Here is a 21429-nt window from a genome sequence, read left to right as displayed (position 1 = left end):
GGCATAACCCCTTCAAACAGACAGGGGCATGAGATGAACCTGACATCGAACCTGGACTGGACGTCCAAGCTGAACATCGCAGCCGTCTGCGTTTCCTTCACGTATATTCTTGCCGTCGTCACCGGCCTTTTCTAGGACGACCTCCCAGCCCTTCATGGGCTGAGCACCCGCTTCATGGATTCCACGCTGCCACATTTCTGGCGGCGTTTTTTATGCCTCCGGACAGGGCGTGTCCGTCAGGCTCCAGGACATGACGTTGATCTCCATCCCGCATTGGGCGAGCCTCGGCCCCTGGGCGGTCTTCAGGCAGATCTTCTCCCCTGGAGCAAACATCCGCCCCTGCGCACGGCAATAGCAATCGAGCGGATTGTGATCCGGCACCTGAGCCGGCTGAGCCATAGGCCTGTCGTGGGCATTTGCCGGGCCCGCGACGATCAGGCCGAGAAGGACAACGACGCTGCGCATGAGGCATCTCCGCGTCTGACGGGGAGATGCTCCTCCTCTGCGGCGGCTCCGTCAAGTAAACTTCAAAGCCACCTCGCCAGCGCCCTGTCATCGGCGTCCTTCGCCTCGACCCAGCTGCCGATTGTGCCGTCCTTGAGATGCTCCCGCTTCCAGAACGGTGCCCGGGTCTTCAGGTAGTCCATCAGGAACTCGGCCGCCTCGAAGGCGGGGCGGCGATGGGCGCTTGCGGCGAGAACCAGCACGATCTCCTGAGCCGGACGGATCAGGCCGTAGCGGTGGATGATCGTCAGACCCAGGAGAGGCCAACGGCTTTCCGCCTGCGCGGCGATGCGGGCGATCTCGGCTTCCGCCATGCCGGGATAATGCTCGAGTTCCAAGGCTGCGAGCTTTCCGCCTTCGTCCCGGCACAGCCCGGTGAAAGCAACGACGGCCCCGATATCCGCCCTCCCCCCGGTCAGGGCCGCCGTCTCGGCGGCGGCATCGAAGCTCTCGGTCTGGATGCGGATGGTGACGGCCATGACCTGCCTGTTGGACCTGCCTGTTGCACCTGCCTGTTGGAGGAGCTAACCGCCCGTCATCGGAGGAAAGAAGGCAACTTCCTGCGCCCCTGCAAGCCGGGCATCGGGTTTTACATGAATATGGTCGATCGCGGCCCGGACGATGCCCTCATTCTCAAAGGCATACTGGTATTCCTCGCCCCGGCCTTTCAGCCAGCGCACCAGATCCGCAACGGTTTCGATCCCTTCAGGAACGGTCACCTGCTCGTCCGTCTTGCCGACCCGCTCGCGCACCCAAGCGAAATAGAAGAGCTTCATGGCTCCTAGCCCTCGTCCATGAGGTGGTGGATGCCGTTCTTGAAGTAGTCCCAGCCCGTGTAGATCGTCAGGATGGCGGCGATCCAGAGCAGGATGGTTCCGATCAGGATGTTGTTGGGCAGAACGGTCTCCCCGGCAGGCCCGGCAATCAGGAAGCCGAGGGACACGAGCTGCAGGGTGGTCTTCCACTTGGCGACCCGGCTGACCGGAACGCTGACTTTCAGCTCCGCCAGGAACTCGCGCAGGCCCGAGACCAGGATCTCGCGGCAGAGGATCACGATGGCGGCCCACAGGGACCATCCATGGATCGTGCCGTCGGCCACCAGCATGAGAAGGCATGCGGCCACCAGGAGCTTGTCGGCGATGGGATCGAGCATACGCCCCAGGGACGATTGCTGCGCAAAGGTGCGCGCCACATACCCGTCGAGATAGTCCGTGATCGCCGCAACAGCGAACACCGCGAGCGCGAACCACCGCGACCAGAGATCCTCCGGCCAGAACAGAAGGCCGACAACCGCTGGCACCGCCACGAGCCGACCATAGGTCAGCAGGTTCGCAAGGTTGAAGGCCTTCGAGCGGCCTAAGGGGGAAGCAGTCTTCATCACAAGCGCAGGAAGCATGACGACGGTTGATCCGTCAATCGGACAGACACCGATTGCCAACCCTCGCCGTTCGAAGGACACAGCAATGTGACGCCAGCCCTGCGGATGTGAACAGCCTTACCGGCGCAGCCGCACATGCCTACCCCCGCTCGTGAAAGAAGTCATGGACCGCGCGGGCCGTGGCGGCATTCACCCCGGGCGCCTTCATCAGGTCCTCCAGGGCGGCCCGCTGGATCGCCTTGACGGTTCCGAAATGATGCAGGAGCGCCCGCTTGCGGGTCGGCCCGATGCCGGGGATCTCGTCGAGGGGGTTCTTCACCAGCTCCCGCTTGCGCTTGGCCCGGTGCGCCCCGATGGCGAAGCGGTGAGCCTCGTCGCGCAGGCGCTGGACGAAATAGAGCGCCGGATCGCGCGGCGGCATCTTGAACGGCGGCTGGCCCGGCTTGAAGAAGGTCTCACGCCCCGCATCCCGGTCCCTGCCCTTGGCGATGCCGATCAGGGCCACGTCGTCCTCGCTGACGCCCACATCCGCCAAGGCCTGCCGCGCCGCCTCGAGCTGCCCTTTGCCGCCATCGATCAGAACGAGATCGGGCCAAGCGGGAAAAGCGTCCTCGCCACTCTCCTGCCCCCCGTCCGAGGCTCTCGGCTCCTCCTTGACCAGACGGGCGAAGCGGCGCTGCAGCATCTCACGCATCATGCCGTAATCGTCGCCGGGCTTCAGATCCTCGGACTTCATGTTGAAGGTGCGGTAATGCTGCTTCATGAAGCCGTTGGCGCCTGCCACCACCATGGCGCCCACCGCGTTGGTGCCCATGATGTGCGAGTTGTCGTAGACCTCGACGCGGCGAGGCGCCCGCGGCAGCCCGAAGGCTTGGCCCAGGGACACGAGAAGCTTCTGCTGCGAGGCCGTATCGGCCAGGCGCCGCCCCAGGGCCTCCTTGGCGTTGCGGAGCACGTAATCGATGAGCTGGCGCCTCTCGCTCCGCTGGGGCGCATGGATCTCAACCTTGGCCTCGGTTCTGGTGGAGAACGCCGCCGCCATGAGGTCGGCATCTTCGATCTCGTGGGAGAGCAGGATCAGGCGCGGCGCCGGCTTGTCGTCATAGAACTGGGCGATGAAGGAGCCCAGAACCTCCTGCGGGCTCATGGACTTGTCGGCCTTCGGGAAGTAGGCCCGGTTGCCCCAGTTCTGCCAGTTGCGGAAGAAGAACACCTCCACGCAGAACTGCCCCGCCTGCTCGTCGAGGGCGAACACGTCGGCCTCTTCCACAGACTGGGTGTTGATGCCCTGCACGCCCTGGATCGCCGAGAGCGCAGCCAGGCGGTCGCGGCAGCGCGCGGCGCGCTCGAACTCGAGGTCTTCGGAGGCCCTCTGCATCTCCTCCGTGATGCGCTGCTTCACGGCGTTCGACTTGCCCGCAAGGAAGGCCCGCGCCTCGGAAACGAGGCCCGCATAATCCTCGTGCGAAATCTCATGGGTGCAGGGGCCCGAGCAGCGCTTGATCTGGAAGAGCAGGCAGGGCCGCGTCCGGTTCTCGAAATAGCTGTCGTTGCAGGAGCGCAGCAGGAACGCGCGCTGCAGGGCGTTGATCGTGCGGTTCACGGCCCAGACATTGGCGAAGGGGCCGTAGTAGTCACCCTTGCGCTTGCGGGCGCCGCGGTGCTTCACCAGCTGCGGGGCCTCGTGGTCGGCGGTCAGCAGGATGTAGGGGAGCGACTTGTCGTCCCGCATCAGCACGTTGTAGCGGGGCTTGAGCTGCTTGATGAGGTTGGCCTCGAGCAGCAGCGCCTCGGTTTCCGTGGCCGTGGTGACGAACTCCATCGAGGCGGTTTCGCCGATCATCCGGGCAATGCGGTTGGAATGCGCCTGCCCCCGCGCATAGGAGCCGACGCGGTTTTTCAGGCTTTTCGCCTTGCCGATATAGAGAACGTCGCCCTTGCCGTCGAACATGCGGTAGACGCCCGGCGCATTGGGCAGGGTCGTCCAGAAGCGCCGGATGACCTCGGTTCCGCGCTTCACGGAACCCGGATTGGCCTCCAGATCGAATTCGACATCGGAGCCGCTCTCGACGGCTACAGCCTCATCGTCTTCCTCGTTTTCCAGGATATCCGGCGGAACGTCGTTGGTGGTGTTGCGACTCATGAGGGAGATTTAAGAGCTTGGGAGTCCGAGGAAAAGGGCTTCACGAGCCCCTCCCGAACAAATCCCGCAAGTCATCTCCCTGCCGATCTAGATCACGAAGAAGTCCTTTTCGGTCAGTTTCAGGTTCTTGGACAGGGTGGCGACCTCCACGGCCTTGACCTTCGAGCCCGATCCGTCGGCATCGTAGAGCAGCACGCCCTTCTTCTTGTCGTAGATGATGGTGTCGTTCTTGTCCTTGGCCTTGGTGCCCGTCACGAAGAAATCCTCCTTCAGTTGAACCGGCTTCGTCTCGGAGCCTTTCTTGCCCAGCTTGCTGAAGACTTTATTGTCGAGCCAGATCGTGTCGTCCTTGACGTTGAAATCCACGATCCTGTCCTTGTTCGTGCTCTTGTGCGCCTTGGTGTCGAACACGAAGATGTCCTTGCCCAGCTCGCCCGTGAGTTGATCGTTGCCAAGCCCGCCCCAGAGCTTGTTCGCAGCGCTGTTGCCGGCAACCGCATTGGCAAGATAGTTGCCCTTGAGCGCAACAGCAGCCCCGCCCACGGCTGTGAGAGTCTCGATCTCCTGGCTCGCACTCAGGGTAAAGCTCACGTCGGTGTAGACCATATCCAGACCGCCACCTTGGGCCTCCATTACCTGGTCGCCCGTATCATCGACATAAAAGGCATCGTCACCCATACCGCCGGTCATCTGATCAGCGCCTGCACCGCCATCGAGAGCGTCATTCCCGGCCCTGCCGTCGAGGGTATTCCGGCCGGCATTGCCGGTGATCCTGTTGGACAATTCATTGCCGTTCAGAATGATGGCGCCGGCACCCGAGGCAGTGAGGTTCTCGACCTCGTCCCAAAGATCCTGGCTGACCTCGGCGAACACGTGATCCACACCGGAATTCGCCCACTCGACAATCCTGTCGTCCAGGCTGTCGACGTAGTAGGTGTCGTTACCGCTCCCGCCGAACATCAGATCGCCGCCGAGCTCGCCATTGAGTATGTCGTTGCCGCCCTCACCCAGGAGCCGGTCTGCGCCTCCGCCGCCTCGTAAGGCATCGTCGAAGCCGGTTCCTGTGAAACGGTCGCTCGCATCGTCGCCGGAGACACTCACGCCCTTTGTGCGCGGGTCATAAGCCTGGAAATGCATGGCTTGGCCTTCCATGTCATTCCAGCCGACCACGAAGCGGCCGTCTTTCATCACTGCGATAGAGGGAATGGATTGCGATCCGGTCGTCCGTCCGACGGCGGACGGAGCCTCGATGGTAGCGCCAGTAGCGGAATAGATCCCGAGATACACATCGGTTCCGACCCCTTCCACGCTCGAGCGATTCACGAAGGCCGTTGCGAATCCGCCTTCCGGCAACGCCTCGATCTTCAACTCCTCGAGCGAGCCGGAGGTGGCCTGGTGGAGGGTGATCTCGCCTCCGAGAACGTTGCCCTGAGCCGTGACGATGCGGGCTTTCAGTGCATTGTCCTCGCACCAGACGACAACGACATTGCTGTTGGCGAGAGTGATAACCTCAACCATGTCCGAAGAGCTTTCGAATTCCGCAAGTGCGATGGTCTTGGTCTGCCCGTTCGCCCCTCGCAGATAGGCTGTGATTGTGGTGCTGGTCGGCGTTGAGTAGGACATGGCGACACTCAGCACGCTGCCATTACTTAGACCTGTGATACCCCGCAAATCGTCTGTTGCGGCACCGAAAGTCTCTGGTGTGACCGGGGCACCATCATGGCCGAAAAAGGCGAGCTTGTTATACTCCGCCTGCCTGTAGGCGACAGCATAAACGCCATTGGGCAAGGGCGTGATCGCCCGATTATACATCGCGTCATCAATAGTCCTGATGCTCCCCTGGAGCTTTCCGGCGGCATCGAAGATCGCGGTTTGGAATGCAAAGTCTCCCACTCCATCCTTATTGTCGTTCCATGCCATCGCGAAGCGGCCGCCGCTCAGTGAAACGGCAACCGGGGAGCTCAGTGAGCCAGCCGTGACGGATGCTATGGTGAAGACGCCTTGGCTGGAGTAACTGCCGTCAGCTTCCAGAATCTGTCCTCGAATTTGTCGTCCTTGGCCATCCTCATGCTCAACCCATATAGCCAGAAAGGTGCCATTGCTGAGCCCAAAGACATCCGACGCCAACATGTCGGATGCCGTCCACTCGGAACCTATTTTCTTCAACGCCATGATAGTTGCCGCCGATTTTGATGTTATGGTATTGCGCTTATACGATCACATCTGTTTTGCAACATCATTCCACAACGGCATCTGCAAGCTTTGCTTTTAGAAAACCTGTCCTGCGATGTATGGCGCAAACGTGATGCTGCCGGTAAACCGCCAAGCTCGGAAAACGGTAACGGAGCCGGATCATGCGCCTGTCGATTATCACATCAGCCGTCGTGGCGGCCCTGGTGGGCTTCGGCAGCACGATTGCGATCATCATCGCAGCAGCACAGGCCGTGGGCGCGAGTGCCGCGCAGACCTCCTCCTGGGTGGCGGCCCTTTGCCTCGCCATGGCGGCGACGAGTGGCTTCCTGAGCGTCCGCTACCGGATGCCCGTGGTCACGGCCTGGTCCACACCAGGCGCTGCCCTCATCGCAGCCTCCAGCGGCATCTCCATCCATGCGGCGGTCGGGTCCTTCATTCTGGCGGGCTGCCTCATCATGCTGGCCGCCCTGATCAGGCCCTTCGGGCGGCTGATCGAGCGGATTCCCACCTCCATCGCCGCGGCGATGCTGGCGGGCGTGCTGATCCGCTTCGTCATGGCAGTTTTTGAGAGCGCCCAAGGGGCTCCTGCCCTCGTCCTGCCCCTTGTGGGCGTCTTCCTGCTCATCCGGCTGTTCAATCCGGCTTTGGCGGTTCTGGCGGTGCTGCTGGTGGGCCTCGGCCTGTCCTTCGGCGGCGGGCTTGCCCAGCCCCTGCCGGCAGGCCTCTCCCTGTCCTCGCTTGCCTTCATCGCTCCGGCCTGGGAGCCCACGGCGCTGATCGGACTCGGCCTGCCGCTCTTTCTGGTCACCATGGCGTCCCAGAACCTGCCGGGCCTGGCGGTGCTCAAGGCTTCCGGCTACCAGCCCCCGTCCCGCCCGATCCTGGCCGCAACGGGACTCGCCTCCGTGGTGACGGCCTTCTTCGGCGCCCACACGAGCAACCTTGCCGCCATCTCGGCGGCGATCTGCACCGGGCCGGACACGCATCCGGATCCGGCAAAGCGCTGGATGGTCGGACCGTTCTACGCCTTGACCTACCTGATCTTCGCCGCTTTCAGCGCGGCCCTCATCGGCCTCATCGCCGCGCTCCCGCCCGAACTCATCAGAACGGTGGCCGGATTGGCCCTGATGGGCGCGTTCGCGGGGGCGCTCGGTTCCGCCCTGTCCGAGGAAGCCAAACGGTTCCCGGCCGTTCTCACCCTGGCGGTCACGGCCTCCGGCCTGACCCTCTTCGGCATCGGCTCGGCCTTCTGGGGCCTCGCGGCCGGCCTCCTGGCTCTCGGCCTCGATGTTCTGGCCCTCAGGCTGCGCAAGCGCGGCTGATCTAGACGGCTCCCTCCGTTAAGCTTAAAACTTCGTTACCAAGAACAAAAACGGGGGGGCATGATGGCTGGGATGAAGGGTGCGGGGCGTCTGGCTGCCCTTATCGTAACGGCAGCTCTTGGAGCCTGCCAAAACTCCTTCGGCGGCTCGCCGGAGGGCGTTCCCGTGGCTCTCGAGAGCATCGACGGTGCACCGGCCCCCATCCGCACCGCCCTGGCCGATGAGCTTGCAGCCGCCGCATCCGACCGGAAGGTCGATCTCGTGGGCGCGAGCGGCACGGCGCGCTACCGGGTCCGCGGCTATTTGTCGGCCTCGAACGAGGATGGGGAAACCAAGGTCGCCTATGTGTGGGACGTGTTCGATGCCCAGAAGCGCCGGGCCAAGCGCCTCGCAGGGGCAAGCCCCATTCCGGCAGCCTCCATCTCAACCCTCGACAAGGAGGCGCTTTCCAAGCTGGCTCAGGCCAGCATGGACGAGATCGCCGCGTTTCTGAGCGCGTCCAAGTCCGAAGCCAAACAGGAGCCCGAACCCGCCATTCAGACGGCGGAAGCCCTGGACGATAAGAACCCTGTTGCGATGCAATAATTGCATGCCCATAAACCATTATTCCGGCGCATCGGGGGCTTCACGTGTATTGTGACGGTTTCGCATCGCTGCTAAGACCCTAGCGCCCGGAGGCGCATGGGCTACGGCGTTGCGCAGCGGGCCCGGTCGGTCACACAGAGCCAAAGTTGTCTTCATGAAGCTCGTTGCGGGAAATTCCAATCGTCCGCTGGCGGAAGCCATCGCCTCCTATCTCAACCTTCCCCTGGCCAAGGCCCAGGTCAGGCGCTTTGCGGACATGGAAGTGTTCGTCGAGATCCAGGAGAACGTACGCGGCGAGGACGTGTTCATCATCCAGTCGACCTCGTTTCCCACGAACGACCACCTGATGGAGCTGCTGATCATCACGGATGCGCTGCGCAGGGCCTCGGCCCGTCGCATCACGGCGGTGATCCCCTATTTCGGCTATGCCCGGCAGGACCGGAAGTCCGCATCGCGCGCGCCGATCTCGGCCAAGCTGGTCGCCAACATCATCGCCCATGCGGGCGTCGACCGCGTGCTGACGCTCGATCTCCACGCCGGCCAGATCCAGGGCTTCTTCGACATCCCCACCGACAACCTGTTTGCGGCCCCGACGCTGGCCCGCGACATCAAGGATCACCTCGACGGCGGTGACCGCATGGTGGTCTCGCCGGACGTGGGCGGCGTGGTGCGCGCCCGCGCCCTCGCCAAGCGCATCGATGCTCCGCTGGCCATCGTGGACAAGCGCCGCGAGCGCCCCGGCGAGTCCGAGGTGATGAACATCATCGGCGACGTGTCCGGCCGCTCCTGCATCCTCGTCGACGACATCGTGGACTCCGGCGGAACCCTGGTGAACGCGGCCGACGCTCTTCTGGCCAATGGGGCCAAGGAGGTCTACGCCTATATCACCCACGGGGTCCTTTCCGGCGGCGCGGTCGCCCGCATCGCAGGCTCGCGGCTGAAGGAGCTCGTGATCACCGACTCGATCATGCCGACCGAAGCCGTGAAGGTGGCCCACAACATTCGGGTGATCAGCATCGCCCAGCTCATGGGCGAAGCCATCGGCCGCACGGCAACCGAAAGCTCGGTGTCGAGCCTGTTCGACTAAGCCGTCATTTCGGCGCTGAAGCGCATCCAAAGCTCGATTGCCGTCACCACCGGCACACGGTGTCGGTCCCGACACTTCGACCACGACCGAAGCACCGGCTATGGACAAGCTTAAATGTTCTCTTTATGTTCATAGATACGTTATATCTATGGAACCGGAACATGCACTCCTCACAGGGCAGTAACGCTGATATCCCACAGCATCGCGTGATCGAGCCGCCGGTTCTCTATTTTGGAACGCCGGTCGCTCTCATTACAACGCTGAACCCGGATGGCACCCCCAACATCTCGCCCATGTCCTCTGCCTGGGCCTTGAATGACCGGGTCGTTCTGGGGATGGGAACCAGCGGTCAGGGAACCGAGAATATGGTGCGCGAAGGCGAGTGCGTGATCAATCTCGTTCCGGCCAAGCTGTGGGAACAGGTGGAGCGCATTGCCCGGACGACCGGTCGCAATCCGGTTCCCGAATACAAAGCAGCCAGCGGCTATTATCATGAACCCGACAAATTCGAGGCGGCAGGCTTCACCCCCCTGCCCTCGGACCTCGTTCGGCCGCCGCGCATTGCCGAATGCCCGCTTCAACTGGAGGCCCGCATCGTCGCGGCCCACGCGCCGGGCGGGGAAAAATGGGAGATCGGCTGCCAACATTCCTTCGCGATCATCGAGACGCAGGTCAAGCGTGTGCATGCCCATGAGAACGTGACGCTTGCGGACACCAACTACATCGATGTCAGCCGCTGGCAGCCCCTGCTTTACGTCTTCCGCCATTATGTGGAAGCCGGCAGGGATCTCGGCCGGAATTTCAGGGCAACCGATTAACCCCCTGCCAACTTGTTGCGTTTCAGGCAATCTGCCGCTATAAGCCGCCTCGCGCCCGCTCGACACCCTTGGAGGCACGGGCGCGGACCTCATGGCCGCCCAAAGGTTTCAGGACCTTGGCGGCCATCGGTTTTTCAACCCAATCTATAGGACCACGACCATGAGCGAAGTAAAGCAAATCAAGGCCGTGGCGCGCGACCGGGCCGGCAAGGGGGCCGCCCGGGCCGTTCGTCGCCAAGGCCAAGTTCCCGCCGTCATCTACGGAGCCGGCCAGCCGGCCCAGGCGATCGCCCTCGACTTCAACCAGACCAAGCAGCTGATCTTCGCCGGTCACTTCCTCACCACGATCTTCGAGATCGACGTGGAAGGCCAGTCGATCCGCGCCATTCCGCGCGACTACCAGCTCGATCCGGTTCGGGACTTCCCCGTTCATATCGACTTCCTGCGCGTTTCCGCCGGTCAGTCGATCAAGGTCGTGGTTCCGGTGCACGTGGTCGGCCAGGAAAAGAGCCCCGGCGTGAAGCGCGGCGGCACTGTCCAAGTCGTCGAGCACTCGGTGGAACTGCTCGTGTCCCCCGACGCGATCCCGGACTACATCGAAGCTTCGGTCGCCGATCTCGACATCGGCTCCTCGGTTCACCTGAACGATGTTGCCCTGCCGACCGGCGCCAAGGCCGCGTCGTCCGAGAACGTGACCCTCGTCACGGTCGTTGCTCCGTCGGGCATGACGGAAGATACGGGCGCCGCCACGGAAGGCGCTGCAGCCTAAATGCCTTGATCGGGCGTTAAAAGCCCATTGATCGGCTTCAACGCTCCGACCGCAAGGCCGGAGCGTTTCTTATGAGCAGGACCAAGCGATGCGCCTCTTCGTCGGCCTCGGCAATCCCGGAGCCCGCTACGCCCGAAACCGCCACAATATCGGTTTCATGGCCGTGGACGAGATTGCGCGCGTTCACAACGCGGGCCCCTGGCGCAAGCGCTTCCAGGCCGAGACCGCGGATGCGGTGATCGGCGGCGAGAAGGTTTTGCTGATCAAGCCGCAGACCTTCATGAACCTCTCCGGGCAAGCCGTTGGAGAGGCGCAGAACTTCTTCAAGATTCCGCTTGAGGATGTGACGGTTTTCTACGACGAGCTCGATCTGCCGCCCGCCAAGCTCCGGGTGAAGGTCGGCGGCGGCAATGCCGGCCATAACGGCCTGCGCTCCATCTCGGCCCATTGCGGCAACGATTACCGCCGGGTGCGGCTCGGGATCGGGCATCCGGGTCACAAGCCCCTGGTGCAGAACCATGTGCTGGGCGACTTCGGGAAAGCCGAGGAGGCATGGGTCGAGGACCTGTGCCGGATCATCGCCGATCACGCTGCCCTTCTGGCCAAGGCCGAGGACGGCAGCTTCCAGAACAAGGTCCACCTCGCCATGGAGGCGAGAGGCTGGACGGATGTGAAACGGCCCGGAGAAAAGGCCACCTAGAGCATCGCGCGAAGGAGTGGGGACCGGGTCCTCGCCAAGCACGATGCGACACGATTGAGAAATAAGGCCGGCTGACGCCGGCCATGGCAAGGAGTGAGGCTATGGGCTTCAAAATGGGCATCGTCGGCCTGCCGAATGTGGGCAAGTCCACCCTCTTCAACGCATTGACGCAGACGGCGGCCGCGCAGGCCGCGAACTACCCGTTCTGCACCATCGAGCCCAATGTGGGCGACGTGGCGGTGCCGGACGACCGGCTCGACCAGCTCGCCGGCATCGCAGGCTCGGCGCAGATCATCCCCACCCGCCTCACCTTTGTGGATATCGCCGGGTTGGTGCGCGGCGCGTCCCGGGGCGAAGGGCTGGGCAACCAGTTCCTGGCCAATATCCGCGAGGTCGATGCCATCGCCCATGTGGTGCGCTGCTTCGAGGACACGGACATCACCCATGTGGAGGGCAAGATCGACCCGGTGGCCGACATCGAGACCATCGAGACCGAGCTGATGCTCGCCGACCTGGACAGCCTGGAAAAGCGCGTCACGGCCTTGGAAAAGAAGGCCAAGGGCAACGACAAGGAGGCCAAGGAAACCCTCGACCTCGTCAACCGCGCCCTGCCCCTCCTGCGCGAAGGGAAGCCCGCCCGCCTCGTGGAGCGCAAGCCCGAGGAGGAGCGCCTGTTCCAGATGCTCGGCCTCCTCTCCTCCAAGCCCGTTCTCTACGTGTGCAACGTGGAAGAGGCCTCGGCCGACCAGGGCAATGCCTTCTCGGGCCGCGTCTTCGAGCGCGCGCGCGAAGAAGGCGCCAAGGCCGTCGTCGTCTCGGCCAAGATCGAGAGCGAGATCGCGGTTCTCGCCGCCGACGAGCAGAAGGACTATCTCGATGCGGTCGGCCTTGCCGAGCCCGGCCTCAACCGGGTGATCCGCGCCGGCTACGAGCTTTTGGGCCTGATCACCTACTTCACCGTCGGCCCTAAGGAAGCCCGCGCCTGGACCATCACCAAGGGCACCAAGGCCCCTGGGGCCGCCGGCGTGATCCATACGGATTTCGAGAAGGGCTTCATCCGCGCCGAGACCATCGCCTATGCGGACTACACCACCCTGAAGGGCGAGGCCGGGGCGCGCGACGCGGGCAAGCTGCGGCTCGAGGGCAAGGAATACACGGTGCAGGACGGGGACGTGATGCACTTCCGGTTCAATACCTGACGGAATCCTGAACGCGGGCTTTTTCGCCCGTTCAGGACAGCTCTGCCACAAAGCCTGCATGGAGGATGCAATCCATGCAGGCTTTTTTTGAGAACCTCGTCTCCCCGGGCTTTGGCAACGCCGAATTCTTCGTCGGCGTGCTGGTCGCCTGCGGCTTCGTCATGATCGGCATTTCGTCCCTGCTGCCCAAATCGAGCGGGGACAAGCTCGAATGGTGGGAGCGCTGAAGCGGCATCAAGGAAGCCGCAGGGCCTTCGGTCCGATCCCGAGGCCGATCTGCAGGCTATCGGCAATGCGCCGCGCCCGGTCCACGAAGAACGCGGCCGCCTCCGGCGCGCAGACCTCCTGAGCGGTCGCCTCGAACAGCTCCAGCCAGCGTCCAAAGAGTTCCGGCGTGAGGTTGAGGCCGAAATGGGCAGCCTGCGGCTTGCCCCCGTAGCGGCCCGTCCTCAGGGCGATCGAGGACCAGAAATCAACCATGAGAGCCAGATGGTGGCTCCAGCGGCCTGAGAGCGCCTGGTGGAAGATGGGCCCGAGCTCCGGATCGCGGATCACCCGGTCATAAAAGGCTTCCACCAACGCGCGGATCAACTCCTCCGACACGCCTTCCGCCGGGCTTATGATCGGAATGCTGCGGCTTGCGGCTGAATGCGCCAAGGCGGATCTCCTTTCAACGACGACAGGACGGGAGCATCATGCCCCCATCCCGTTCGGACAACCTTTGCGAAAGATCAAGCCGGGACGATCTCTCCATCGGCCCGGCTCGTCAGCCTTAGTGATGGCTGTGGCTGGTTTCAGGCTTCGCCTGCGGTCCGTGCGGATATTCCTTGCTGTGGGAATGGGTGGTCTGCTCGATCTGCTGGTCCGTTCCATACGCGGCGCCGTAGAACACCCCATGCAGGCCCCAGTATCCGCTCACCAGCACCACGAGGGCAACCGCCAGGCCTGCAGGAACCGAGGCCAGGCTGCCGAGGCGGGGCAGAGCATTCGGCACCTTGAGGGCAACGGCCTTGGCCTCACGGCAGGGATCGGCGGCGACCAGGAAGAGGGCTGCCATGATCAGGGCGTGGCCCACGAGGTCGATGCGGCCGAAGGGGTACACGGCGGTGAAGAAGATCGCCAGCAGGGACACGGCCGAGAGGCGGCGCACCAGCGGGGTCCAGAGCAGGCCGAAGCCCAGGGTGAACTCAGACACGCCAGCCATGGGGATGAACACGTCACGGGGCATGCCGAAGGTCAGGAAGGGCTTCTCCTCGACGAGCGGATAGAACCAGTTCGGATAGGCGAACTTCTCAAGCGACGACCACATGAGAGCGATCGCGATGCCCCAGCGCAGGGCCAGGAACCGGCGGGCGCGCCATTTCTCGTCGCTCGCGGAGGCCATTACCAGATAGGCGGCGACGCCCACGCCGAGCGCCAGGTAGTCGAGCAGGTGGAACAGATCGTATTCACGCAGCGCCACCACCCACAGGGTGATGATGCCCGCTGCAGCCACCGGCATGGTCCGGCGCGAGAACACGCAAGCCGCGATCAGGAGCTGGGCCCAGGAGATCAGCTCGGAATCGGTTTTAAGGTCGGGGGTGAGATAAATGCCGCCCACCGCGAAGATGGCGACGAAGAAGGCCGCGATGGAGGAGCGCATGAAGTCGTCCGAGCGGCTCCAGAGCGGTGCGCTGATCCGGTCGAGGCCCCCTTGGATGGCGCGGCCCAGGGTCATGCGCTCGACGGCGAGCGTCGCCAGGAAGAAGGCCAGCACCAGGCCGATACCGGTCCAGAACCACTGGTTCGTCAGCGTCGCCGAGATCGGCTGGGGAGCGGCGTCGACGATGTAAGGGGCGAACCACTTCACATGGGCCTCGGCCGGCAGCGTCCAGGCGGCCCCGGTGCCCAGGGCGATGAGGCCGGCTGCGGCCCGGCGCAGGAAAAACCGGCTCGTTGCTTTTGGCTCACGGGCCGCAAGGCCGTTCGTGGCATATACGCTAGACATGACATCCTCGCTCTTGAAGATCGAATTCCGATGGGCTGAGGAATAGACCCATCGGGTGCCGGGCAACATTCAGATCATGCCCCTAAGGGGTTTTGCGTAGTGGCGTCATAGGCTTGGCCATAAGTCAGGGCTTTCGAGGGCCCTGGATCCCGCAGGGATCGATCCCGAACCGTGAGCGTTGACCGGATGTCACCTTCAGTATCCGAGCGCATGCACCTTCACCGCCGCCACCCCTGGAATCTCTCCCCCTCGGAGGCCATCGCCCTTCAGCAGGAGCTGAGGACGGAGGTCGTCTCCAACCGGCCCATCGACCTCGATGCGGTCGGGCTGGTGGCGGGCGTCGATGTGAGCGTGAAGAACGAGCAGTCGCAGGCTGCCATCGTGGTGGTCACCTATCCGGGCTTCCTGCCGGTGGAAACCGTGCTGGCGCAGCGCCCCACGCCCTTCCCTTACGTTCCAGGCCTCCTGAGCTTTCGCGAGGGGCCCGTGCTGGAAGAGGCGTTCGAGAAGCTGAAAAGCGAACCGGACGTCTTTCTCTTCGACGGCATGGGCATCGCGCATCCCCGCCGCATCGGCATCGCCAGCCATATGGGCCTGTGGCTCCAGCGCCCCACTGTCGGCTGCGGCAAGACGCTTCTGTGCGGGCGCTATAAGGATCTGGCCGAGGAGAAGGGCTCGTCCGCGCCGCTGATCGACCGTAAGGAGACCATCGGCGTGGCGCTGCGCACCCGCACGGCCAAGAACCCCATGTTCATCTCCCCCGGCCACCTCGCGGACATCCCGACTGCCGCGGAACTCGTCCTGCGCTGCTCGCCCAAATACCGCCTGCCCGAGCCGATCCGCCTGGCGCATAACGCGGCGGGGCAGTTTTCGCCTTAAGTGCAGCGGAATGACGCAGAACGACGGCGTCCGGGATTATCGCCTGCGTCCGCTAGGCTTTTTCGCGGCTTGGAGCATGCAAACCTAACGCTTCGGCAAGAGTCCTCCCCGTTCAGAGAGTTGTCGCAGTCAAGCCCCTCGGCGATGGATGGAGAAAGTAACACTTTTCAATGTGGGGCAACGACTATGGCGACTATCTACGGCACATCTGGCGCGGACTCGCGCACCGGTACGTCTGACGCGGACACGATCTATGGGTACGATCCCAATGCGTCCGCAATCGTCGGCACGCGGATTGCATCAGGCCTGACCCAGCCGCTCTTCGTCACGGGTGCTCCGGACAATTCAGACCGTCTGTTCATCGTGGGCAAGCAAGGGACAATCCATATCGCTGGTACGCCGACGCCATTCCTCGATGTATCCTCGCAGGTTGCGACGGCTGGCGAGGTCGGCCTCCTCGGTTTCACCTTCCATCCCGACTTCGCCAATAACGGCAAGGTTTATGTCTTCTTGTCCATCAAGGACTTGGACCCTGTAACCAACCAACCTACCCCCCGGCACAATCAATCGCAGATCCGGGAGTATACGGTGGATCCGAACTCTCCGAATGTTCTTGATCCCAATAATTTTAAGGTGATCCTGGAGACGACAGAGTACACGCAGTTCTCAGGCAACCACCGCGCGGGCTGGATTGGTTTCAGCCCCACGGACGGGTACCTGTACGCTGCGATCGGCGACGGCGATCAGAACGCGAAGGCGCAGGACCCGACCAGCCTTCCGGGCAAGATCCTGCGGCTCGACGTCAATATCGACGGGTCCAACCCGGACGCTTATCCCGCCGATGACAAGAAAAACTTTGCCATCCCGAAGGGCACAGCCGGCAATCCGATCGTCTTCGACAATGCGCCTGATCTGGCTCAGCAGTCCGAGGTCTACGCCATCGGCTTCCGCAACCCGTGGCGCGCCAGCTTCGATCAGAATGGCAGACTCTTTGTGGGCGATGTCGGCGCGGACACGGCGGAGGAGATCAATCTTGTGGTCCCCGGCGCGAACTATGGCTGGGGGCGACAGGACAACGGCAGCGTTCCCGACGACGGGCCAACTCCTGGAACCAACGACGGCTACACGGACCCGATCCACTACTATCTACATGACGACGGCATTGGATCGTCGATTACGGGCGGTTACGTATACAACGGCCCCATCGTCTCCTTGCAGGGCAAGTACATTTTCGGAGACTTCGGCAGCGGCAAAATCTGGACGCTAGAACAAACTGGCGCCGGCTGGGTGAGAAATGACATCACCGCTATGATCGCTCCGAGCGCCGGCGTGATTGAGAGGATTGCCTCCTTTGGAACCGACAGGAACGGCAACCTCTACGTAGTCGACATCACTGGCGAGGTATTCCGCCTCGATGCAGGCGGCGGTGGAGCAGACCTAGGCGATTTACTTGACGGCGCCGGCGGCAACGATACCATCCACGGCGGCAGTGGTAACGACACCATCTATGGCGGCGCCGGAGTGGATAGGCTCGAAGGCGGCGCAGACAGCGACATCTACTATGTCGACGGCAGCGACACAGTAATCGAGAGCACGGCTAATACCGGCCAGGACGAGGTTCGCGCAACGGAGTCGTTCACCTTGGGAGCTGGTCAAGCCGTGGAAGTCCTGCGGGCTTGGCCTGCTGACAGCGACACAGCTATCGACCTGACCGGCAATGAGCTCGCGCAGCGTCTGATCGGCAACGCCGGCGCTAACATTCTGAACGGTGGCGGTGGTGCGGACACGCTCGAGGGTGGTGCTGGCGACGACACCTATGTGGTTGACGGCGGCGACATCATTGTCGAAACGAATGACGATGGATCCGATACCGGCGGCCTCGATACGGTCCGGACTTCGTTGAACAACTATACGCTCGGTACGAACCTAGAAAATCTGGTCCTTCTCGGAACCGCCGCCATCAACGGCAATGGTAATGCCCTTGCCAACAACATCACCGGCAACGATGCGGCGAACTCCCTCTCCGGCGCTGAGGGCGTCGACACGCTCATTGGCGGAAGCGGTGCCGATACGCTCGATGGTGGAGATGGAGACGACAGCCTGGAAGGCGGGCTCGGGGATGACACCTACATCATCGATCAGAATGATGTCATCGGCGAGGAGGCCGGGGAAGGGATCGACACGATCAGGGCCACGCAGAGCTACACGCTCGGCGCCCATCTTGAGAACCTGACGCTTCTCGGCAGTGCCACGACTGGCACCGGCAACACTCTCGACAACATCATCGTCGGCAATGATGACGCCAACACCCTCGATGGCGTTTCCGGTCAGGATACGCTCGAAGGCGGCAAAGGCAGCGACATCTACTATGTTGATGGCAACGACACCGTGGTCGAGAGCGGCGCCGACAACGGTCAGGACCAAGTCCATACCTCAGGGTCTTTCAACCTGGGCATTGGTCAAGCCGTGGAACTGCTCGTGGCGACTGGCACAGATGACATCGATCTGACCGGCAATGCATTGGAGCAGACTCTCATCGGCAATGAGGGCGACAACCGCCTTGAGGGCCGTGGTGGTAGGGATACGCTCAAGGGTGGGGATGGTGACGACACCTATGTGGTGGACGGGAACGACGAGATCAGCGAGACGAATGCGCTTGGGGGCCCGACGAGCGGAATCGATACGGTCGTGACCACAACCACCTATGGCCTGTTCGCAAACCTGGAGAACCTGAGTCTTGAAGGGGGCGCGGCCATTGACGGCCTCGGCAACGAGCTGGCCAATCGCATCACCGGCAATAACGCGGCAAACTCCCTCCATGGAGAAGAGAACATCGACACCCTCATTGGTGGTGCTGGCGCCGATACGCTCAATGGCGGAACCGGAGCCGATGACCTGCAGGGCGGCAGCGGAAACGACACGTACCGGATCGACGATCCGAACGACGGGATCACCGAAGGTGCTGGCGGCGACATCGACACGCTCATCTCGAGCGTATCCTATACGCTTGCCGGAACCGCCCATGTGGAGATCCTCAGGGCTGACGGCACTGCCGCGATCAGCCTCACAGGCAACGGCTTCGCCAATACGTTCCACGGCAACGGCGCCAACAACACGTTCGATGGCAGAGGCGGTCAGGATAAGGTTGTCTTCACCGGTCAACGATCCGATTACGAGATCACGCTCAAAGACGAGGTTCTCACGATCAAGGACAAGCGCACCAATGGCGACGGCACCGACACGGTTACCGGAGCCGAGATCTTCAAGTTCTCCGACGGAGAGATAAGCTTTCAGAACATCCTCAATAATGCACCAAGCGCAATTAATCTGAATGGTGACGTGGTCGAGGAGAACAGCAAGACAGGGGATCGCATTGCCAAGCTCTCGGTCACGGATGAAGCCACTGACAAGCATCAATTCGCCCTCGACGACAATGCAGGCGGCCGGTTCTCGCTCGATGCGGATGGCACGCTCAGGGTGGCCAACGGCGTGCTGCTGGACTACGAGCAGGCGCAGAAGCACACGATTGCGGTGACCGTTACAGACTCGCTTGGTAAGAAGCATACCCAGCGCATCGATGTGACGGTTGGCGACTCGCAGGCGGAGCAAGCTGTCGGAAGTGCTCTCGCGGACGTCATCAAAGGCGGATACGGCAACGACATGCTGTCCGGCGTCGGCGGCGATGACGTGCTCAGCTCAGGCATCGGCAACGACCGGCTCATCGGTGGCCTCGGCAAGGATGCGCTGACCGGCGGCACCGGTCGAGACGTGTTCGTGTTCGACGATCGGGATACGGGCTCGTCCAAGACGAAAGCCGACACCATCACCGACTTCTCGGGCCGGCAGGGCGACAGGCTCGACCTGAAGCTGGTGGATGCCAACATGAGCAAGCGCGGCGACCAGAAGTTCAGCTTCATCGGCAAAAACGCCTTCAGCAAGGCCGGCGAGGTTCGTTACGAGAAGACCAAGAAGGACACTTACGTCTACCTGAACACGGATAACGACAAGGCGGCGGAAGCCGTCATCAAACTCAAGGGCAGCCTCGACCTGCAGAAGGGCTGGTTCGTGCTCTAGGGCTTTTTCGGCGACGTCGATCCGGTTCGCCGTCAGGAGATAGGGAGATGTCCCCACGCAGGCGGGAACATCCCTAGAGTTGCGATCCCTGCCCTTAAAGCAGGGCCCATCACACTGAGGCGGGCCTCCCATCGGGAGGCCCGTTGTGTTAGGCCAAGCCCTGAACAGGGGATTGCTCATGCGCACCTTCGAAGACCTGCCGGTCGGCTTCGCTCAAACCCTCGGGCCCCTTCATGTGTCGAAGGAGGACATCCTGGCCTTCGCACGGGAATACGATGCCCAGCCCTTCCATGTGGACGAGGCCGCCGCCAAGGACAGCTTCATCGGCACCCTGATCGCCTCGGGCTGGCACACCTGCAGCCTCAACATGCGCCTCGTGGCCGAAGGCTTGCTTCTGGATGCCTCCTCGATGGGTGCACCGGGGATCGAGGAGGTCAAATGGGTGAAGCCCGTCCTGCCGGGCGACACCTTGCGCTCCCGCATGACGGTTCTGGAAAGCCGGCCGTCCAAGAGCAGGCCGACCCTGGGTCTTGTGCGCTTTCACTTCGACATGATCAATCAGGCGGACGAGACCGTGCTGACCCAGACCAACTGGGTGATGTTCGCAACCCGCGACGCCGAGCCCTTCACGGGCGAGGATCGCACCATGTCGGCCGCTACGGATGCCCTACCCGCCTCCATGCCGCAGCGGGAGGCTCCGCCCGTCTCCGTCAACCCCTATTTCGAGGACCTCGTCATCGGCGAGACCGAGGAGCTGGGCGCCTACACCTTCCTGCCCGACGACATCATCGGCTTTGCCAGGCAGTTCGACCCGCAGCCGTTTCACGTGGATGCGGAGGCCGCCAAGCACAGCCTGTTCGGGGGGCTCTGCGCCTCGGGATGGCATACGGCGAGCGTGTGGATGAAGCATATGGTCGGCTACCGCGACCGCATCCGCGCCCATGCCCTAGCCCGCGGCGAACGGCCCGCCCGGCTCGGCCCTTCGCCGGGCTTCAGCAACCTGAAATGGCTGAAGCCTGTTTATGCGGGCGACACGATCACCTACCGCACCACCGTGACGGCCAAGCGCGCCTCCGCCTCGCGCCCAGGCTGGGGACTGGTGTTCCACCACAACACCGGCACGAACCAGCACGGCGAGGAGGTCTTTTCCTTCGACGGCATGGTGTTTTGGGAGCGGCGGGACTGAGCCGATCTTGGTCTGTTGTTCCCGGCGGCCGCAGGCCGGGGATGATCACCTCTGGACTCAATGCCCCTCGAAGCTCACGAGGCTGCGCACCTCGACGCCGAGGTCGCGCAGCTTCCGGGCACCGCCGAGATCCGGCAGGTCGATGATGAAGCAGGCGGCCACGATGTTGGCGCCCATCTGGCGCAGGAGCTGGGTGGCGGCGACCGCCGTGCCGCCGGTGGCGATGAGATCGTCCACGAGGACTACGCGCTCGCCCTGCCCGATGGCATCCGTGTGGATTTCCATTTCGTCGACGCCGTATTCGAGCGAATAGGCGATCCGAACCGTCTCGTGGGGCAGCTTGCCCTTCTTGCGGATCGGCACGAAGCCGGACGAGAGCTGGTGGGCGATGGCCCCGCCCAGGATGAACCCGCGAGCCTCGATGCCCGCCACCTTGTCGATGCGCCCGCCCGCGAAGGGATGAACGAGCTCGTCCACGGAGCGCCGGAAGGCCCGCGCGTCGCCGAGCAGGGTCGTGATGTCCCGGAAGACGATGCCGGGCTTCGGGTAATCCGGGATCGAGCGGATCGCAGCCTTCAAGTCGGTGAGGAGACGCTGGTCCATGG

At 63.0% G+C, this 21429-nt stretch carries 20 protein-coding genes; 11 read left to right on the top strand and 9 right to left on the bottom strand.

The window, feature by feature from the left end; translation table 11 throughout:
- Positions 1-210 precede the first annotated feature (210 nt).
- The 6 genes from JKG68_RS10260 to JKG68_RS34515 form a co-directional block, all read right to left on the bottom strand.
- A complete protein-coding gene (locus JKG68_RS10260; protein ID WP_202058937.1) occupies positions 211-465 on the bottom strand; it encodes a hypothetical protein in 255 nt (84 codons plus the stop codon).
- A gap of 62 nt (positions 466-527) precedes the next feature.
- The gene (locus tag JKG68_RS10255; RefSeq protein ID WP_202058935.1) at positions 528-983 is read right to left on the bottom strand and encodes a molybdenum cofactor biosynthesis protein MoaE; all 456 of its coding nucleotides are present in this window, start codon (positions 981-983) and stop codon (positions 528-530) included.
- Positions 984-1028: 45 nt separating this feature from the next.
- The gene (gene moaD, locus JKG68_RS10250) at positions 1029-1280 is read right to left on the bottom strand and encodes a molybdopterin converting factor subunit 1 (RefSeq protein WP_202058932.1); all 252 of its coding nucleotides are present in this window, start codon (positions 1278-1280) and stop codon (positions 1029-1031) included.
- Between the two features lie 5 nt (positions 1281-1285).
- Positions 1286-1882, bottom strand: a complete 597-nt coding sequence (gene pgsA / locus JKG68_RS10245; protein WP_246515282.1) for a CDP-diacylglycerol--glycerol-3-phosphate 3-phosphatidyltransferase — start codon at positions 1880-1882, stop codon at positions 1286-1288.
- A 139-nt stretch (positions 1883-2021) separates the two neighbouring features.
- A complete protein-coding gene (uvrC, locus tag JKG68_RS10240; protein WP_202058928.1) occupies positions 2022-4025 on the bottom strand; it encodes an excinuclease ABC subunit UvrC in 2004 nt (667 codons plus the stop codon).
- Between the two features lie 87 nt (positions 4026-4112).
- Positions 4113-5918: a calcium-binding protein gene (locus tag JKG68_RS34515; protein WP_202058926.1), complete on the bottom strand. Its 1806-nt coding sequence runs from the start codon at positions 5916-5918 to the stop codon at positions 4113-4115.
- A 461-nt stretch (positions 5919-6379) separates the two neighbouring features.
- Here JKG68_RS34515 and JKG68_RS10230 point away from each other — a divergent pair, with 461 nt between their 5' ends.
- From JKG68_RS10230 to JKG68_RS10195, 8 genes are all read left to right on the top strand, one after another.
- Positions 6380-7540: a benzoate/H(+) symporter BenE family transporter gene (locus JKG68_RS10230; protein WP_202058924.1), complete on the top strand. Its 1161-nt coding sequence runs from the start codon at positions 6380-6382 to the stop codon at positions 7538-7540.
- A 72-nt stretch (positions 7541-7612) separates the two neighbouring features.
- The gene (locus JKG68_RS10225; RefSeq protein ID WP_202058917.1) at positions 7613-8125 is read left to right on the top strand and encodes a hypothetical protein; all 513 of its coding nucleotides are present in this window, start codon (positions 7613-7615) and stop codon (positions 8123-8125) included.
- 154 nt (positions 8126-8279) lie between these two features.
- Positions 8280-9212, top strand: coding sequence for a ribose-phosphate pyrophosphokinase (locus tag JKG68_RS10220; protein WP_202058915.1), 933 nt, complete (start codon positions 8280-8282; stop codon positions 9210-9212).
- Between the two features lie 161 nt (positions 9213-9373).
- The gene (locus tag JKG68_RS10215) at positions 9374-10030 is read left to right on the top strand and encodes a flavin reductase family protein (RefSeq protein WP_202058914.1); all 657 of its coding nucleotides are present in this window, start codon (positions 9374-9376) and stop codon (positions 10028-10030) included.
- Between the two features lie 160 nt (positions 10031-10190).
- Positions 10191-10799, top strand: a complete 609-nt coding sequence (locus JKG68_RS10210; protein WP_202058913.1) for a 50S ribosomal protein L25/general stress protein Ctc — start codon at positions 10191-10193, stop codon at positions 10797-10799.
- Positions 10800-10887: 88 nt separating this feature from the next.
- Positions 10888-11499 carry an aminoacyl-tRNA hydrolase gene (gene pth, locus JKG68_RS10205; protein WP_202058912.1) on the top strand — a complete coding sequence of 204 codons (612 nt, stop codon included), beginning with the start codon at positions 10888-10890 and terminating at the stop codon, positions 11497-11499.
- A gap of 101 nt (positions 11500-11600) precedes the next feature.
- The gene (gene ychF, locus JKG68_RS10200; RefSeq protein ID WP_202058911.1) at positions 11601-12698 is read left to right on the top strand and encodes a redox-regulated ATPase YchF; all 1098 of its coding nucleotides are present in this window, start codon (positions 11601-11603) and stop codon (positions 12696-12698) included.
- A gap of 74 nt (positions 12699-12772) precedes the next feature.
- Positions 12773-12925, top strand: coding sequence for a hypothetical protein (locus JKG68_RS10195; protein WP_202058910.1), 153 nt, complete (start codon positions 12773-12775; stop codon positions 12923-12925).
- Between the two features lie 7 nt (positions 12926-12932).
- Here the strand turns inward: JKG68_RS10195 and JKG68_RS10190 are convergent, their stop codons facing one another.
- Complete coding sequence (locus tag JKG68_RS10190; RefSeq protein WP_202058909.1) at positions 12933-13355, bottom strand: group III truncated hemoglobin; 423 nt, start codon at positions 13353-13355, stop codon at positions 12933-12935.
- Positions 13356-13470: 115 nt separating this feature from the next.
- Entirely contained in the window at positions 13471-14685 is a 1215-nt protein-coding gene (locus tag JKG68_RS10185; protein WP_246515280.1) for a hypothetical protein, read from the bottom strand.
- A gap of 210 nt (positions 14686-14895) precedes the next feature.
- Here JKG68_RS10185 and nfi point away from each other — a divergent pair, with 210 nt between their 5' ends.
- The 3 genes from nfi to JKG68_RS10170 all read left to right on the top strand — a co-directional run bounded on the left by nfi (position 14896) and on the right by JKG68_RS10170 (position 20824).
- On the top strand, positions 14896-15564 hold the full coding sequence (nfi, locus tag JKG68_RS10180) for a deoxyribonuclease V (RefSeq protein WP_202059015.1): 669 nt from the start codon (positions 14896-14898) through the stop codon (positions 15562-15564).
- Positions 15565-15750: 186 nt separating this feature from the next.
- A complete protein-coding gene (locus JKG68_RS10175; RefSeq protein WP_202058907.1) occupies positions 15751-19638 on the top strand; it encodes a PQQ-dependent sugar dehydrogenase in 3888 nt (1295 codons plus the stop codon).
- Between the two features lie 178 nt (positions 19639-19816).
- The gene (locus JKG68_RS10170) at positions 19817-20824 is read left to right on the top strand and encodes a MaoC family dehydratase (RefSeq protein WP_202058905.1); all 1008 of its coding nucleotides are present in this window, start codon (positions 19817-19819) and stop codon (positions 20822-20824) included.
- Positions 20825-20881: 57 nt separating this feature from the next.
- Here the strand turns inward: JKG68_RS10170 and JKG68_RS10165 are convergent, their stop codons facing one another.
- The gene (locus JKG68_RS10165) at positions 20882-21427 is read right to left on the bottom strand and encodes an adenine phosphoribosyltransferase (protein ID WP_202058903.1); all 546 of its coding nucleotides are present in this window, start codon (positions 21425-21427) and stop codon (positions 20882-20884) included.
- Positions 21428-21429: the final 2 nt, after the last annotated feature.

Source organism: Microvirga aerilata, from assembly GCF_016743775.1.
GTDB classification, from domain to species: Bacteria; Pseudomonadota; Alphaproteobacteria; order Rhizobiales; family Beijerinckiaceae; genus Microvirga; species Microvirga aerilata.
This window is presented reverse-complemented; position numbering and strand designations above follow the sequence as displayed.

Coding starts and splice junctions, on each gene's coding strand:
- moaD (WP_202058932.1), bottom strand. CDS start 1,280: ATGAAGCTCTTCTATTTCGCTTGGGTGCGCGAGCGGGTCGGCAAGACG.
- uvrC (WP_202058928.1), bottom strand. CDS start 4,025: ATGAGTCGCAACACCACCAACGACGTTCCGCCGGATATCCTGGAAAAC.
- JKG68_RS10255 (WP_202058935.1), bottom strand. CDS start 983: ATGGCCGTCACCATCCGCATCCAGACCGAGAGCTTCGATGCCGCCGCC.
- JKG68_RS10195 (WP_202058910.1), top strand. CDS start 12,773: ATGCAGGCTTTTTTTGAGAACCTCGTCTCCCCGGGCTTTGGCAACGCC.
- ychF (WP_202058911.1), top strand. CDS start 11,601: ATGGGCTTCAAAATGGGCATCGTCGGCCTGCCGAATGTGGGCAAGTCC.
- JKG68_RS10165 (WP_202058903.1), bottom strand. CDS start 21,427: ATGGACCAGCGTCTCCTCACCGACTTGAAGGCTGCGATCCGCTCGATC.
- JKG68_RS10185 (WP_246515280.1), bottom strand. CDS start 14,685: ATGTCTAGCGTATATGCCACGAACGGCCTTGCGGCCCGTGAGCCAAAA.
- JKG68_RS10230 (WP_202058924.1), top strand. CDS start 6,380: ATGCGCCTGTCGATTATCACATCAGCCGTCGTGGCGGCCCTGGTGGGC.
- JKG68_RS10170 (WP_202058905.1), top strand. CDS start 19,817: ATGCGCACCTTCGAAGACCTGCCGGTCGGCTTCGCTCAAACCCTCGGG.
- JKG68_RS10215 (WP_202058914.1), top strand. CDS start 9,374: ATGCACTCCTCACAGGGCAGTAACGCTGATATCCCACAGCATCGCGTG.
- pth (WP_202058912.1), top strand. CDS start 10,888: ATGCGCCTCTTCGTCGGCCTCGGCAATCCCGGAGCCCGCTACGCCCGA.
- JKG68_RS10225 (WP_202058917.1), top strand. CDS start 7,613: ATGAAGGGTGCGGGGCGTCTGGCTGCCCTTATCGTAACGGCAGCTCTT.
- JKG68_RS10175 (WP_202058907.1), top strand. CDS start 15,751: ATGGCGACTATCTACGGCACATCTGGCGCGGACTCGCGCACCGGTACG.
- nfi (WP_202059015.1), top strand. CDS start 14,896: ATGCACCTTCACCGCCGCCACCCCTGGAATCTCTCCCCCTCGGAGGCC.
- JKG68_RS10210 (WP_202058913.1), top strand. CDS start 10,191: ATGAGCGAAGTAAAGCAAATCAAGGCCGTGGCGCGCGACCGGGCCGGC.
- pgsA (WP_246515282.1), bottom strand. CDS start 1,882: ATGAAGACTGCTTCCCCCTTAGGCCGCTCGAAGGCCTTCAACCTTGCG.
- JKG68_RS10260 (WP_202058937.1), bottom strand. CDS start 465: ATGCGCAGCGTCGTTGTCCTTCTCGGCCTGATCGTCGCGGGCCCGGCA.
- JKG68_RS10220 (WP_202058915.1), top strand. CDS start 8,280: ATGAAGCTCGTTGCGGGAAATTCCAATCGTCCGCTGGCGGAAGCCATC.